The organism is Shewanella sp. KX20019, assembly GCF_016757755.1.
Taxonomy (GTDB): Bacteria; Pseudomonadota; Gammaproteobacteria; order Enterobacterales; family Shewanellaceae; genus Shewanella.
Genome location: NZ_CP068437.1, coordinates 2,529,073 through 2,544,627, shown reverse-complemented (window position 1 = coordinate 2,544,627; position 15,555 = coordinate 2,529,073). Strand labels below are relative to the sequence as shown.

General features: G+C 39.0%; 16 protein-coding genes. 1 reads left to right on the top strand and 15 read right to left on the bottom strand.

Annotated elements, in window-relative coordinates:
• Position 1 precedes the first annotated feature (1 nt).
• The 12 genes from JK628_RS11135 to JK628_RS11080 all read right to left on the bottom strand — a co-directional run bounded on the left by JK628_RS11135 (position 2) and on the right by JK628_RS11080 (position 10,921).
• Positions 2-1,234, bottom strand: coding sequence for an AAA family ATPase (locus JK628_RS11135; RefSeq protein WP_202289526.1), 1,233 nt, complete (start codon positions 1,232-1,234; stop codon positions 2-4).
• A gap of 95 nt (positions 1,235-1,329) precedes the next feature.
• On the bottom strand, positions 1,330-1,779 hold the full coding sequence (locus JK628_RS11130) for a TadE/TadG family type IV pilus assembly protein (RefSeq protein ID WP_202289525.1): 450 nt from the start codon (positions 1,777-1,779) through the stop codon (positions 1,330-1,332).
• The gene (locus JK628_RS11125) at positions 1,776-2,255 is read right to left on the bottom strand and encodes a TadE family protein (RefSeq protein ID WP_202289524.1); all 480 of its coding nucleotides are present in this window, start codon (positions 2,253-2,255) and stop codon (positions 1,776-1,778) included. Before JK628_RS11125 ends, JK628_RS11130 begins: the two co-directional genes overlap by 4 nt.
• A 10-nt stretch (positions 2,256-2,265) precedes the next feature.
• Positions 2,266-3,585, bottom strand: a complete 1,320-nt coding sequence (locus tag JK628_RS11120) for a pilus assembly protein TadG-related protein (protein WP_237524193.1) — start codon at positions 3,583-3,585, stop codon at positions 2,266-2,268.
• A gap of 41 nt (positions 3,586-3,626) precedes the next feature.
• Positions 3,627-3,938 (bottom strand): hypothetical protein, encoded by a 312-nt coding sequence (locus tag JK628_RS11115; RefSeq protein WP_237524192.1) that lies wholly within the window; start codon positions 3,936-3,938, stop codon positions 3,627-3,629.
• A gap of 15 nt (positions 3,939-3,953) precedes the next feature.
• Complete coding sequence (locus tag JK628_RS11110) at positions 3,954-5,390, bottom strand: type II and III secretion system protein family protein (RefSeq protein WP_202289523.1); 1,437 nt, start codon at positions 5,388-5,390, stop codon at positions 3,954-3,956.
• Positions 5,391-5,437: 47 nt separating this feature from the next.
• On the bottom strand, positions 5,438-6,241 hold the full coding sequence (gene cpaB, locus JK628_RS11105; protein WP_202289522.1) for a Flp pilus assembly protein CpaB: 804 nt from the start codon (positions 6,239-6,241) through the stop codon (positions 5,438-5,440).
• Between the two features lie 42 nt (positions 6,242-6,283).
• Positions 6,284-7,606 carry an AAA family ATPase gene (locus JK628_RS11100; RefSeq protein ID WP_202289521.1) on the bottom strand — a complete coding sequence of 441 codons (1,323 nt, stop codon included), beginning with the start codon at positions 7,604-7,606 and terminating at the stop codon, positions 6,284-6,286.
• Positions 7,607-7,617: 11 nt separating this feature from the next.
• Complete coding sequence (locus tag JK628_RS11095) at positions 7,618-8,184, bottom strand: A24 family peptidase (RefSeq protein WP_202289520.1); 567 nt, start codon at positions 8,182-8,184, stop codon at positions 7,618-7,620.
• 74 nt (positions 8,185-8,258) lie between these two features.
• Complete coding sequence (locus JK628_RS11090; RefSeq protein WP_202289519.1) at positions 8,259-8,453, bottom strand: Flp family type IVb pilin; 195 nt, start codon at positions 8,451-8,453, stop codon at positions 8,259-8,261.
• 612 nt (positions 8,454-9,065) lie between these two features.
• A complete protein-coding gene (locus JK628_RS11085; RefSeq protein WP_202289518.1) occupies positions 9,066-9,467 on the bottom strand; it encodes a helix-turn-helix domain-containing protein in 402 nt (133 codons plus the stop codon).
• Positions 9,468-9,469: 2 nt separating this feature from the next.
• Positions 9,470-10,921, bottom strand: coding sequence for a L,D-transpeptidase family protein (locus JK628_RS11080; RefSeq protein ID WP_202289517.1), 1,452 nt, complete (start codon positions 10,919-10,921; stop codon positions 9,470-9,472).
• 575 nt (positions 10,922-11,496) lie between these two features.
• Between JK628_RS11080 and JK628_RS11075 the strand changes: the two genes are divergently transcribed.
• A complete protein-coding gene (locus tag JK628_RS11075) occupies positions 11,497-13,509 on the top strand; it encodes a sulfatase-like hydrolase/transferase (protein WP_202289516.1) in 2,013 nt (670 codons plus the stop codon).
• Between the two features lie 23 nt (positions 13,510-13,532).
• Here the strand turns inward: JK628_RS11075 and JK628_RS11070 are convergent, their stop codons facing one another.
• Genes JK628_RS11070 through JK628_RS11060 form a run of 3 tightly spaced genes read right to left on the bottom strand, consistent with a single transcriptional unit; the run spans position 13,533 to position 15,552 of the window.
• On the bottom strand, positions 13,533-13,904 hold the full coding sequence (locus JK628_RS11070) for a GtrA family protein (RefSeq protein WP_202289515.1): 372 nt from the start codon (positions 13,902-13,904) through the stop codon (positions 13,533-13,535).
• Positions 13,901-14,629 carry a class I SAM-dependent methyltransferase gene (locus tag JK628_RS11065; RefSeq protein WP_202289514.1) on the bottom strand — a complete coding sequence of 243 codons (729 nt, stop codon included), beginning with the start codon at positions 14,627-14,629 and terminating at the stop codon, positions 13,901-13,903. Before JK628_RS11065 ends, JK628_RS11070 begins: the two co-directional genes overlap by 4 nt.
• Before the next feature lie 8 nt (positions 14,630-14,637).
• Complete coding sequence (locus tag JK628_RS11060) at positions 14,638-15,552, bottom strand: glycosyltransferase family 2 protein (protein ID WP_202289513.1); 915 nt, start codon at positions 15,550-15,552, stop codon at positions 14,638-14,640.
• Positions 15,553-15,555 lie beyond the last annotated feature (3 nt).

Sequence of the window (15,555 nt, the reverse complement as noted above, 5' to 3'; positions counted from 1 at the left end):
ATTATTTCCCTAATAGTCTTTTCCAAAAACCAGCCTTCTTAGACTCCTTGCTATTAATTTCAGGCATAAATTTATTGGCGATAAATTTTATGTCTAAAAACATTTGCTGCTTCCTAGCTATCTCTGTAATCGGTTTCCCTAGCTCTACACATTCACTCGATAGTTTATAATCATTAATAATGGTCAAAATAGATGAAACTCCAATAGCTTCCTTTATATCTGATAACTTAATACTTGAATTTTTATCATATCGATTAACTATAATGCTAATTCTGTCGTGTGAAACGCCCAAGTTTGAAGTTAACTGATGAATCAAATCCTTTGTTTGCCGTAGATGCATTATATTTTGCTGGGTAACGACCAGCACATCAGCATCTTTAAGCATGTCGCTATTCCAATACTCAGGGCCGCGAGAAAAATCTAATACTACCTGTTGATAGTAATGACGGCATTTCCAGATCAACTCTTTATTGCGGCATAGCTCTATGCCTTTACTGATATTTAATAGTTCAAACGGCTTTGATGCCAATAGATTTAAATTTCCCTTAGTGACCATGGTGCTTTTTAACGCCACTTCATCAAGCTCTTCTAACGAATCTAAAACATCACAAAGTGAATACCTCGGCTCCAATCCAAACATATGCGCTAATGTACCGTGATGCAGATCAGTATCTATTAACGCAACATTCTCCCTTTGTCTTTGCGCAACAACGTCTGCTAAACTTGCAGCGATAAAACTCGCACCAGAACCGGCCTTTCCATTTACAACGGCAATAACCGATGCCAGCTCAGCCTTTTCAATCAGCCTTAAAGATACTTTCTCTAGCGAGCAAAAAAACTCTTCGCTGCTAGCGCCGAGCGGTATGAAATCACTAACTTTATGTTGAAAGGCTAATCGTAGGATCTTCTGCGGCGTGTCATCACCCAGTATTATGATGTCAGTATTAAAATTTGACGCATAGGTTAAGGCTTTAACCGCTTCGGCCTCATCATTTGGCAAGACTAATAGGACTAAGTTAAACTCTACCTGCTCCTTACCTAGAAAAGCCTCAAAGTAAGAGGTTTCGCGCCATTTTAAATTTTCACACTGGTTTAAGTTGTCGGCCAACCAATCAAGTTCCTCAGATCCATTACTCGCAACTATCGCTTGCAGCGGAAACGGCAAAGTCACATGTGCACTTGACATAGGATCTTGGTTATTATTTGAAGCATATAACTCTAGCGGCTTGTCCATTTCGCTCCCGATAACCTCAAATTAAATACTACTACATTGACTATAGTCATAAATCCCTAAGCCATTTAAGTATTTACCTATTAATTTAGGAAGAACTAACTACAAACTGACGTCCCGCCTTTAAAAACACCTAAACTTTCTCTTGGTAGAGTTGCTGAAAAAGTAGGTGAATTTAGGGTTTTTGATAGGCCAGGAACCAGAAACTGGTGTTTATAGTTTGTGATTTCGGCTCTAACGAGTCGAATCAACCCACGGTCATTAACGAGATCCTCGATAACAGAACCGTTAAGCTGATGGTAACTGATAGACAGATTGCTATTTGTTAAGTTGGGTACTAAGTTTGCTCCGTTAAAAAGCGCTAGCGTGCGAATATCAGTACTCAATTGGCAAACAACGGCTATCCTTGCAGCCCGACGAGTCGCTTCGTGTAAGACATTATAGGTATATAGCAGTCGACCCACTTCTATCGCTGAGAATAACACTAAGAAAAATGCACTCGCAACGATAGAAAACTCAATAGCATAAACTCCTCTAATACGCTTCATATGGCCCTCACAGCATAAGTTGAGGTCAAACTAAAGCTCAGGTCAACTCCCTCTCCCGAGCCAAAACCAGACAATTTGTCGAAGAAAATAGGAGTCCAATCATAATCGACTGAAATAACGATGATACCGCTATCGACAGGAAACTCTGAGATCGAAATATCGGTTATATCTATGCCTGACAACAGCGGAGCGGTTCCGGTGTTTGCTCCATAGACTAATAGGCTTGTGGTATCGGAAATACAGCCATCACAATATTCATCAATTAAATCTGTTGGTACACCATTACCTGTAGTGATTATGGTTTGAGACAAATGACGTCCTGCATCACGAATCATTCTCGTCAGTTGACTATATTGATAGATCCCACGCCCCAGCTCAGCGGTAAAAAATATTAAAACCAAAAATAGCGGCAGGACAATCGTAAATTCGATAGCCGCGATCCCACTTTGTTTAGTTAAATACAATTGATTATTCATTGTCTTTTACCTAAGAGTCAGGACTGTCGGGATCCCAATACAGCACAATAGTTGAACTATCGCCGACATAATTAGGGTCTAGAGAAGCCTGACCAGAGTTCGAACAGGTCTTCAGAAATTCACCCACAATATATGAATCCTGCCCGGTTCCCCCCACCTTTTGCGTTAAGAAAAAGCATGCTGTACCCAATATGCTTATATCGTATGTCCCGTTTTCATCAGGATCACAAATTCCGACAACAACCTCTAGCTCCCTGCGTAATGCCATCGCATCGGGGTCATCTGTCGTTGCGCAAGCATCCGGAGTTTCAGCATGGTTTGCGGCATCATAATCTGCCCAGCGATACGCACCCGCTATTGAACCTGAAACGATAGCTGTTTGCATAATGGCTTTGCCATTATCATCAAACATGAGGTTTCCCTCATCATCAACTGCATGAACCTCTTCGACAGTGACCGGTGTGCCTTCACATATATTAAAATCCCGAGGATGTTCTTCACTGTTTGTTCCAGCCTGACCCCAATCGGCAAATCGAGTATTCATTCCCTGAGCCGCTGGCCCCACCGTCCCACCTGCTTTTGTAGTCGCCACAGTACCTGTACTAACACATTGATCTGGCGAATAACTTCCAGAGAAGGCATCCCTGAGATCACTGCCCCCGCGATCACCATCTAGGCTAATTAACTGAAAATTTCCCGACCCATTTGCACTCGGCTGACCAGCTCCGACCTTCATAAGATGTAACCCATCGGCTAATCCATAGTTATCCGCTGCTGACGAGCCCTCTTTCCCACAGACAAGAAGCGGTAAAATTTTATTTACACAGGCAAGATCTTGACTACGCCCAGCAACAGCTGATGCTCTTATCTTCTTTTCAAAATTAAGAATATCGGCCAGAAAATTTGATAATGGCACATTCTCAACCTTCACTCGTACATACTCACTACCTTCAGCAAGTATTGGGGTAAAAGGGTCTGGAAGCTCTGAAAATTCGACTTGTAAACGAGTCGTTACTTGAGTGCTATTGTAATCTGGACTATTTAAAGACACCGAGCTATTGAGCTCGCCGTTTTCGGTAAATGAAAGATTCTGTAGCAAAATACTGTAGGCGGCCTGCCTAGCTTCAGACAATGTCGCTCCCTGTTGCAACTCTTTTGCTGCATTCAAGGCAGCGGCATCCACCGCATTTTGTAAGCGGCCTTTACTCAGCAGCATGTGACCACTATCTAAAGCCAAAGCAGCGAAAGCAATAATCGCAAATATACCAATGGTAAACATCACTAAAATCGCACCTGATTGACGATGCAATGTAGTTGAACCTCTATTCACATTATAATGATTTCTAGACATCATAGCCTCACACGTCAGGTCTAATTACTGCCCGAACCAGAGCTACCTGAACTACTCGCTTTGGTTGAGCCCATATTCTTAGATGATTGTGGTACCACACTACTCTCCCTGTATGACTGCATCACCTTACGTCCATAGTTGCCATCAAGACTAAGTATAATCCCGTTATTTCGTTCTGCAGCTTCAGGATCTAGAATTTGTACTTGTTTGATATGTTCGTGGCTCTCCCCCATTGGGAAGTCATTGACTTGAGCACAGCCAACCCCAGCCAGTGAGCAAACAAAAAGCGAAACAAAATAAGCCCTAAAAACCCTATTTTCCTTATTCTTCATTGCCTTTTCTCCAAATTATAATGAATGGCCGTATTTTTGCTGAGTCCCAGTATCATCAAGTTTTGCATCTGATTCAGCAGGCTCATAAGGGGTCTCATTCGCTGCTGCACTTTTTTCTTTATGAGATAGTTTACCTAATAGGTAGAACTCGACGTCAGATGGTAAGACAAAACCATCGGTTGGCAGCGATATATCCTTGCGATTAAAAGGCCTTACAAGTCTTGGAGTGACTAAGATGACCAACTCACTCTGTCCATTTTGAAAGCTCTTACTGGTAAACAGTTGTCCTAAAACAGGTATATCTCCCAGACCCGGTAGTTTGTCCAAATTTTCTCTTAAGGTGTCACTGATCAACCCACTAATTGCTATTGTTTGGCCATCGGCCAGTTCAACTGTTGTTGCCGTACTTCTCTTCACTAATGAAGGTACCACTAGAGATGTTGAAGTATTGCCTGAAATTGAAAATCCATTTGCACTGCTTATTTCGCTGACTACAACATTCAGATTCAGATTAATTTGCCCAGAGTCTAAAACCGTTGGAACAAACTTCACCCCAACACCATAGTCTCGATACTCGATAGTCGTGTTGCCATTTTCTCCCGGCACAGGTATGGGAAATTCACCGCCTGATAGAAATTCTGCGGATTGGCCACTCATGGCTGTCACATTCGGCTCAGCTAAAACCTTTGCTAATCCATTTTGCTTCGCGACATCAAGCGCAAAATTCATCATTAAGTCGCCATTAATATATTGGGCAAAAAGCCCCTTGCCATCTACACCACCGATACTTCCAGGGTCGAAGCCCCCACCTCCACCAATTACACCACCAGAGAGATTAGAGCCCTGATTAAAAATAAAGAATTTTGAATCAAACTGGCGAGCGACGGTTCTTTGCACTTCGGCTACGACCACCTCTAGCATCACTTGATGATCCCCGCCTATAGTCATCATATTGAGCACCCGACTCGGAGCGGTCCCTCCGGCTGCTGCTTCAGCGTATCCCTGAGCCAACTCCACGGCAGTATTCATCTTCTGTAAGTTTGAGGCCTGCCCACTCAATAAAAGCTGCCCTTGAGAGGTCTGGACACCTAGCTTCTCGGAAGGTAAAAACTGATGTAATCTCGTTTTTAAGCCATTAAGATCGTGAGTGACTTCAATATCCATTACGCTTGATAATTGCTCACTTTCGTCCCAAATCATTATATTTGTACTACCGAGCTGCTTGCCTAAGATATAAAGCTCGTTATTAGGTAATAACTTAATATCAGCAATGCTCGGGTTACCCACTGAGACTCGGTGAACGGGTTCATTAAGCTCTAAAATGCGTGATTTATATATCGGTATTAGTTTAATTTCGTTTCTAACACCAGCAGTTGGACCACCAGCTTGGACAACTGATGTGATTAACATTGCTAACAAACAGACTATTGAACAATGACGAAAGAATGGCATGTTGCTCTCCTTAAAACACGATACTTAACGCTTGCTTCCACTAAATGCTAGTTATTTACTTTAATCTCTTGCTCTTTCATTCCTTTAAGCAAAATTACCTTTTGTTTACTTCTATTGGAGACACTCGCTACATGTTTAATCTCAACGGGCTTAACATCATCTACTTTAACTTGTTCAGGTTCATCGATTGCCGCAAGTTCAATTACTGCTGTGTCATTGGGGTTTCTGAGCGCCAGTTGTAATGCCCCCCGACTCTTAGCAATCATCAATATTTCAGCCTGCTCTAAGCTGAGCTCCAATGTTACCGCTCGAACAACTACCGGTTTGTTTTCATCATTTGAAGCTCTCTGATCGATAGCAAGTATTTTTACATTTGAAAGCACAATATCTGTTTTCAAGCCGTCAGTTGTGAAGATATTAATGATATCTACTCGGTTGCCAGGAAGTAAAAATCCTGCTACACCAACTACATCATTCACCCTAATAGTTACCGCTCGCATAGAAGGGGTTATTAAACTCGCTAACGTACTCCCTTCCCCTTTCACAGCTAACCTTTCAGTCCTCAATACCTCTCCAGCATATAAGCGCTGCTTTACGACTTTACCTTCAGCGTCTTTAATATCTCGTAATGCCCCCTCTGGAATAAACGCTTCCGGTACTGCCGTCAATGCCAAGTGCTTACGCTCCAATATCGCTCCTAAAGGGACTTGCACTGCCATGGTGATGACACTGCCAGTTTTCCCGCTAACCTCAACTTGGCTGTTACTCTTAAGCCAATTTTGAGCGAGATATACGGCAGTAACGCCAAACACCAGTGATAAAATGACAAATAAGAGAGTTTTGTTATTCATTTGTCGCTCCTAAAGAATAAATTAAATCTGAATGTCATACATTTATACAAAATAAATTGACCATGCTGAATCAACTAAGGACGGCGTAACAACTCGTTCAAATTCCATAAAGCTAATTTGGTCAGACATGATTCCCAATAAATCTCTGGGATAGCAAGGGATGAGAGGTTTTTTATATCGTTTGTGAAACTCATCTAAAAGATATTGAAAAACCTCTTCTGTACAACTTAAATTTAAATCAGCACATACCTTAAACCAAATTTTTTTATATAATGCTTCATCTAGTGCATCAAAATGAATTTTATACCCCAGACGTCTAAGAAAGGCTTCGTCTACCAATTCCTTAGGATTAAGGTTAGTTGAAAAAAGTAAAATAAGTTCGAAAGGTATTTCAAAATGTTCACCCGACTGTAAACTTAAGAAATCTCTGCGCTCTTCCATAGGAATGATCCAACGGTTGAACAGCTGCTTAGCGCTTATTTTCTGTCTTCCAAGATCGTCTAGCAGTAAAATTCCATTGTTTGCTTTCAACTGAAGTGGCGCCATATAGGTTCTACTGTGGCTATCAAACTGAACCTCTAACATCTCAGCGGTTAGCTCTCCCCCAGTAATTCTCAACGGGCGCTTACACCTTAACCATCTTGGATCATGCCCCTTGACTAGATTTAAACTACTTACATTCCCTTTGGTTTCCACACGATGATGAAGTTCAGGATCGAATACCTGTATGACTTCGTTGCCAATTGCTAATGCATATGGAATAAGGACATTATCACCTATGGTCAAATTCAAGTGGCGGCACAAATAACTTTTGCCCGTGCCCGGTGGCCCGTAGATAAGTACTGGCCGACTCGAGTTCATTGCTGGCCCTATTTTGAAGAGTAGATCTTTTGGTAGAACCAGAGCTGATAGTCCTTTTTCAAGCATGTCAAAGGTAATTGGATTTGCTCGACTCGATTGTTTTTTACAGATATCACCGTACTGTTTCAACGGAACAGGAGCTAGGCCGAGGTAACCGTTTCTAGATAAAGCTTGTTTTGCGTGGATTTCGCCACCAGCGCTAAGCGCATAACGCATCTGTCCATCTATCGTCGTCTGCCTATTCTCAACCCAAGCTAGTGCCTTTGCTGCATCGAGCAGATGTTGGATAATACCACCGGTAACACCGAGCAATTTCACCATCTGCTCTTTGGTCAGTACTCCGCCGGCAAGCAAATGTTTCAATAGCAGATCCAACAGCAAAGACTCAGAAAGTCCTGTACCTTTTATTGTTGTAGGCCGAGGTGCCAATTGATGAGCAGAATCTACTACTGTCGTTTCAGCGCTACTATCTAAATTGGAGACTCTTCGTTCTTCAAGTGCCATGACTTAACCCCCTATGAAGAAATATAGTGGCTATAAGAGACGTATAGATTGTTAATAGCAGGATCGAGTGAACAGGCCCAAAGCCAACCTAGTGCTAAAGCTGGTGCATAAGGCACACGTTGGCCAGCAGCTTCTCCCTCTTCAGGCGCAAAATATTTGCGCATATAAATACAGTCCCAGTAACGTTTTAGCGTATAAATTATGCCATTAAAGCCTGTTTTCCATATAACAAGCGCTACGCTTGTTACAGTACCGGCAACGATGCCATAGGCCAAACTCCATAAAAGAAGTTGAGGTCCCATTAATGCACCAATCCCCATCATTAACTTAATATCACCCGCACCTAAAATACGAAATATAAAAGTAGGAAAAAGAATTAAAAAGGCAAGAGAAAAACCAAATAATGCGGTAATAATTCCAGACATCTGGGAAAAGTAAGCATTTAAAGAAAATCCAATAACGACAGCAATAAGAGTTAGTTTATTAGGTATTTTTTGTCTGGATAGATCAAAGGTGATCGCCATCAGAAAAAAAAGGGCTGAAAAGCCCAATTGCATACTTAGTTGAATTTCGTTCATGGTAGTCCTTTAACCTGCATCATATTTAGGTTAGCCTGACTCACTCATCGATAGAGTGAGCCATATGAACCAGGTTAAGAGCTACAATCCGTTGAAGCACCGTTCACAGCACTAGCCAAACATTTAATTTTATCTGTAGCATTTGATCCTAACGTATTAAATGCGGCAATCATTCCTCCAACCACGAGGCCTCCCGCAATCGCGTACTCTACTGCAGTTAAACCGCTTTCATCTTCAATAAACTCTTTGATTAAATTCTTAATATCCATACTTATTTACTCCACAGTGTTTTCCTTGCCAAGCTTAACCGCTAGAAGTCTTAACCATCACAAAAGATAAATCCCTCTAGTGACACTAGTAATAAAGGTAGCAAAGGCCTTATAGACTCACCATGTCGAATAATTTAATGGTCTAGTAATAATTTTGCGTAAATTACATCAAATTAACATCCCCCCTCTCTTGCCAGTACCTTTAGTCACCACAGCCTCATTTCGAAGAGTTTATGGCTACTTAATAGCGTGTCTAATTGTGTTTATGACGAAAATATAAAATATTTCTCATTTCTAAAAACACTATTCTTTTGATAAACAAATAATAAATTAGACCAGTTTATTATTCTAGTTATAGAGAGCCGACACTTTATACAGTATATAAACAGCAAAAAAGGGATGGGACTTGAACTTGAATAGCATATAAACAAAATGGTTCATATGGGTACTGACAACAATCCTGACACTGGGGGAACAGGAACGATTAGGCTTATTAAATGAATATATAAATACTATTATTCGTTAAACAAACAGAGAATTATTCCAATAGTTCCAATAGTTCCAATAGTTCCAATAGTTCCACCATGAATGCTAGGTTATTAAAAATACAGACTATAGCTTCTCAATTATTTTATAAATACTTGATATTTCATACTTAATACCAAAATTGCTTTCAATATAGGATTGAACATCATTACCTTTCAACTTGTCTGTATTTAAGATATTCTTCCTACTCTCAATATAATTATTTAACTGTACTTTTTGTTCGATAGATAGTGCAGATGGTCTACCGCTATGAGCTTTCTCCTTCAAGCCACTTAAACCATTGGATAAGTATCCATTAACCCATTTATTCACACTCGTGCGGCTTACTTTAAGAAAAGCAGCGATTTGGTACCGTGACCTACCTTCCTGAAAGTGCAGAATCGCTAACAACCTTAGCCGCATCCGAGCATTTTTTTCTTTTCTAATTATTTTTAAGATACAACTTTTATCAATCGCTACCTGATCCATTACTATTTATCTCCATCCATATTATATATATCATTGCGAAACTGGATTGAGCCATCAGAGGCGACCCAACTTGTATTGTAGGTAATAAATACAGGTATTGGTTGTTGTAATCTAAAATGACTTGAATAGCCATGTTCTAGAGCATTTTCTATCTTATGACTATTTACCATATACTGTTGTTCAAAAAGGTATTTTGTTAGTTCCCTAGGCTTTGAAAGTCGAATACAACCATGACTCAATGCTCGGTATTGATTGGCAAACAGGTATCTTGCAGGCGTATCATGCATGTAAATGGAGCTATTGTTTGGAATTGAAAATCTAAATTTCCCAAGCGCATTATATCTTCCAGGAGCCTGCACTAAGCGATACTCTTTCAATAATGCAGATAATTGTAAGGAATCCTCTCCAGCTAATTGCCTAACGATTGGATTATCCCGCTTTCCCTTATGAAGCTCAAAAGAGCGCTGTACGAGTGTATTTGGTTCTTTTTTATGAAGCGGTAGCAGCTCCGAATATATAATACTCGCAGGAGGGGTCCAAAAGGGGTTAGTCGTCAAGCTTACTAATTTTGTCTGCATTGTTGGTGTTGGGGTGCTAGGTTTGCCTACAATGATATCCATTTCAAGCATATGACGCTGATTTCCCATAAGGACAAATTTATAATTAGGTATATTTATCGAAATATAGGTATTAGGAGCAATACTTGGAAGAGAGAGTAAGCGCCAAAGATTATTCTGCATTTGAGCGATGCGCAGTAAGGGACTAGTATTTAACGCTTTAACCGTTTTCTTATCCAAGTTTCCAGTAATGACAAGTCCGTGTCGTTTCTGGAATGACTTTACACCAGTAACAATCGTTGGATCAAATATAGAATATCTGTAACGGCTAACATTTATGCTGGGTAGATCACCTAAAGTAATGAGTATCCACCTAAGGTTAGAGACCATCCTAGTACTTTGCCCTAACCTCAGAACTTTATCTTCAATGTATGGCCATACAGTGATATCAAGGCTCTGGTATTCTGATATTTTTCGTCTTAAACTCTCTATTTCTTTATAGTTAGGGTAAATATTTGCAAAAAAACTAGCTAGTTCAGCGCTCTCCACTGATGCGGCAAACAACTCAACTAACCTCTTCTCATTACCCTGCTTTGACTTGTCTATTTGTGCCAAAGTTAATAACAACAAAGCTGTTAAACTCTCATCGTATTTTGCTATATTTCCGTCTACAAGCTGCGCTTTCTCTGGCGCATCGACTCCAAGTTCCTTGAAGAAAAGAAACAAACTCTGTTTTAATTCAGCATCACTCCCGCTACCTAACCAAAGCATATCCCCATTATTCAAACTATAAACTTTTTTAACCGCAGATAAGTCATCTGATGCAGATACATCATGTATCACGGTAGATAAGCCGCAAAACACTACCAATATACCTACTAAAAAGCGATAGTTCATAGGGATAAATCCTCTTATTAATAAGTAAGTATGTGATATTTCGTATCAACTACTAATATCGCGTGTTAGCTTCTAAAAAGCAAAGAACAACAAATCAATTAACAGGTGGTATAGCAAATCAATTCTACTAACTCCGGCGTTCATGTCACTTCGGTAGCTAGTTGTTCATTATTTCTAGCCATTGCTATATCAATATCTATACTATAGCTTAAGACTAGGTAGGTTAAATCTCAGTAATGATAAATGAACAGTGTATTCATACTAGATCAAAAAGATTGGTTGGAGGAATAAATGAAGAACAAACGACAACGTCTGATCCAAATTTCTTTGACCTGCTTAATCTTAATATTTGCTTCTCTTCATGTTTTATCCGCTTGGAAGACATACCAACTGAAAGCAACGATAAAATCAAAGGTAGAATCAGGGTCTAGTTTAGCGGAGCGATACATGATTTTAGGGGACTGGCCAGCATCAAACGATAATAGTAATGCTATATACAATCATAACAAATACCTTGTCACCCAATCTAAGCTCGACAACAGTTCAGAAATAACGGATGACAACTAAGGAAACTTATGGACTCCAGTATAAGTAAAGTATCAATGACACGTATATTTTGGCGTAGTTTTTTTACTCTTACATTATTTACTATTGTCCTCATTAATTACAAACAATCTCTTCAGTATCTTACTTCGTTCTCAATAGCAAAAGCATTTGCAAGATTTGAAACCTCACAAATACTCAATTTTAGTGTCATAGGAGACCTAGTATACTTCCTGCTAATTGTATTATGTATACATTTGATTTGGGCTGCAGTTATCACTATTTCCTGCAAGCCGATGATGAACAACACAAACAGTAGCCTTACAACACAGTTCTGGCTTTTTATAATCATATTGCACTTAACTATTATATTAGCAGCAAATTCACTTTATTACCCGACTTCACTATTAGGCTACTTTAGAGGAACTGTTTTAGCAAGTCAGGTCATGGTGTATATTGGCGGTTTCACTATTACTCTTTTGTTTTGCTATGGTTTATATCTACTCAATCGCTCCCTTATAATAGCAACGATAGTTTTAGCTAGCATTGTATTTATCATTCCACTAGTTCCTACTACCGACAAAATCCAATCAACACTTCCAAACGTAATTATTATTGGTATAGATGGACTACGGCCTGACCACCTCTCTTATAGAGACCCTAGTAACGAACTAACACCAGAAATAAATAAATTCCTATCAAAATCGATAATATATAAAAATAGCTATACTCCATTAGCACGCACCTATGTCGCATGGCTGAGTTTACTTCAAGGACAGTACCCAAAAACACATGGAGCGAGGTTTAACCTAGCACCACCAGAATTGGTAGAAAAGGAAATACCCTTACTTGATCAATTGCATAGTCGCGGTTACATAAGCACCTATGCAATGGATGAAAGGCGATTCAATCAAATAGATGAATCATATGGATTCAAAAACGTGATTGGCCCAAAAATTGGTGTAGCCGATGTTATTATTTCAGGATATGCAGATCTTCCTCAAATTAACCTCTTGGTAAATACACGTTTAGGTGAATTTCTTTTCCCTTATCTGCATGTTAATCGTGGCTACGGTAAAACTTATGATCCGGAACTTTTCAATAAAAAAGTAATATCAAGTATTGACACAAGTAAACCCAATTTTCTCGCCGTTCACTTTTGTCAGCTACATTGGCCTTATACATCAAAAGACTTTATAGAGCCTAATCCAAGTGAATGGACGGGAAATTATAATCATTTTCTATATAAAGAGATGCTCAAAAAAGTAGACCTGCAGTTTAGTAAACTAATGATCGGCCTTTCAAATAAGGGGCTTCTTAAAGATGCCATTATTTACATTATATCTGATCACGGAGAAGGATTTATGCTGGAGAAGGATAAACTTCACAATCCTACTCTTGACTTAAATAAACCTCTTAACCTAAATGCATGGGGTCATGGTACTAATGTACTTAATAGTGAGCAGGCAAATATTGTTCTATCCTACACTAGATATAAAGATGAGAAATTAGTTGAAGAGCCTAAAATTATAGATGGCACCTTCTCGCTAGTAGATATAGCCCCATCTATATTTAGACAGTTAAACATTGATTCAAACCCTACCTATTTAAATTTTGACGGGCAGCCACTACCATTGAATGAAATAAATGTCGATGAGGATAAAATGGTTTTCGTCGAATCATCAAGGTCCGTAAAATCAGTTAACGCAAGCTTTATAGATAACACCAAGGTATTATCAGAAACGGCATCTAGCTATGAGATTAGAGAAGATGGTCGAGCAGTTATGAAACCCGATTTGTATAAAACACTCATTTCTAGTAAACAACGTGCCGTGTATTATAAATCATGGCTACTTACTATAATTTCTGACTACGATGACATCGTCTTGGTTGACTCGGAACAAAAATATTGGTTTAACATATCAAGTTATGATGGAGAGGCTCCTTGGAAGAAAATGTTGGTTTCACTCTGCAATCATTATAAAGACGACGAAGGATTTGATGTAATGGGAAAATGCTCTTCTGTTGATAACCAAATAAATTAATACTTCACAACTTGATATGCTTATCAAATTTTATACACCCACCACTTTTGCAATGTAAAGCTAAATATAGGTAGTGTAATTGCGATAATAACAACACCTACAACATTTGATTCCTTGTCAAACAGCGAAGCTACTATGGTTATGAACAATACATTACCAAGTGCAACACACAAATATTTTTTGAAGTTTTTAAAACTCACATGGGTAGAAAAACTCCAAGAAGTATTTGTGAAGTATGAAAATGAAAAAACAACAACAAAAGCGATTATATTGGCCGAAATTAAAGTAAAATCCCCCTCCAAAATCAGCAGTAATGATAATGTTAAATGAGTTAATGTTGCTATAGCACCCACTACAGCAAATCTTATCAGCTGGATAGCTACTAATTTTCTCATTTAACTCTCCCAACCACCATTATCGACAGGCCTATAGGAAATTCCATATAATCCAATAATTTTTGTTCAAATTGGAACACATCGTATAATTTATCATTTAAAAACTTTGACCTTAAACTGCCTCCAATAGGACCAGCTCGGTTAGTTACACTATCAAATATGCGGGTAATAGCAGCAATAGGATATAGCAAACTATTAAAATGGGTGAAATAATCGACCTCTATGCCTGCTTTTTCAAGAAGATTTTTAATATCTCCTGAATTGTAGCGTCTATAGTGATGCATATTGATATCATGCTTTCCAAACATCCACTTATATGCAGGCACGGTAATCATCACCTTGCCATTTTTATTTAGTCTTTCTTTCAGGCTAATTAAAGCACTAAGGTCATCTCTAATATGCTCTAGAACATCAAATAAACAGATTAGATCGAACTGTTTGTTTTGAAAAGGCAAATTTTCAGGTAACCATCCTGACTTTACATCAACTCCACTAATGTCTGCTGCATGTTGCCTAGCAAAGTCATCCATTTCAACAGCATATACCTCCCCAAATGTCGCAAGCATTGATAAATTCCCACCGGTACCACAACCTACTTCGAGTATGCTATCGAGCCCTTCTGTTGAAAACTTTTCTATACTTGATTTTACAATCGCCCGCCTCCCCCTATACCACCAGTGATTAATTTGCTGACTTGCCATCACTTCGTATTCAATTGAGTCCATTACTACTCCTAATATTCATTACTTATTATATAAAGAGGTCTCATTTTAGTTTCAATATAGATTCGACCAATATATTCACCTAAGACACCAATTCCTATTAACTGTGTCCCCCCGAGGAAGAGTACGGCAACAAGTATGGAAGCGTAACCCGGTACATCAACACCAAAGAGCAGAGTTTTGAAAACAATATAAGCACCATAAAGGAAGGAAATGAATGAAATAAATGCTCCTAAATAACTCCATACCTTTAATGGCACAGTACTAAAACCAGTGATACCTTCAATTGCAAAATTCCACAGTTTCCAAGCATTAAATTTCGATTTCCCTGCTTTTCTTTCTGGGCGTGAATATTCAATCACAGTAGTTTTAAATCCCACCCAAGAAAATAGTCCTTTCATAAATCTTTGTCGCTCAGGTAATAGATTGATTGCGTCAACCACTACTCTATCCATCAACCTAAAATCTCCAACATTTTCTGGGACTTTAGATTGTGATAGCGTGTTATGTACCTTGTAAAAACCTATTGCTGAGTATTTCTTAAATTTCGAGTCTTTTGAACGATCTACCCTCTTTGCAAGCACAACCTTAAAGCCAACTTTCCATTTAGCTATCATGTCTAATATTAATTCTGGTGGATCTTGGAGATCTGCGTCAATCGGTATTATCGCATCACCCTTAGCTCTGGAAAGACCGGCCGTAAGAGCAATCTCTTTACCAAAGTTTCTGGAGAATTCTATAATCCTTAAATTACTATACCTAGACTTTAGTAATATAAGTTTTGTTAGTGTTGAGTCCGTACTTCCATCGTCGATACAAAGTATTTCACAACTCCCATCATAAGAACTCATCACCCTGCAAATAGTCTCTATTGTATCTTCAATAATATCTTCTTCATTATACACCGGACAAATTATCGAAATCATTAC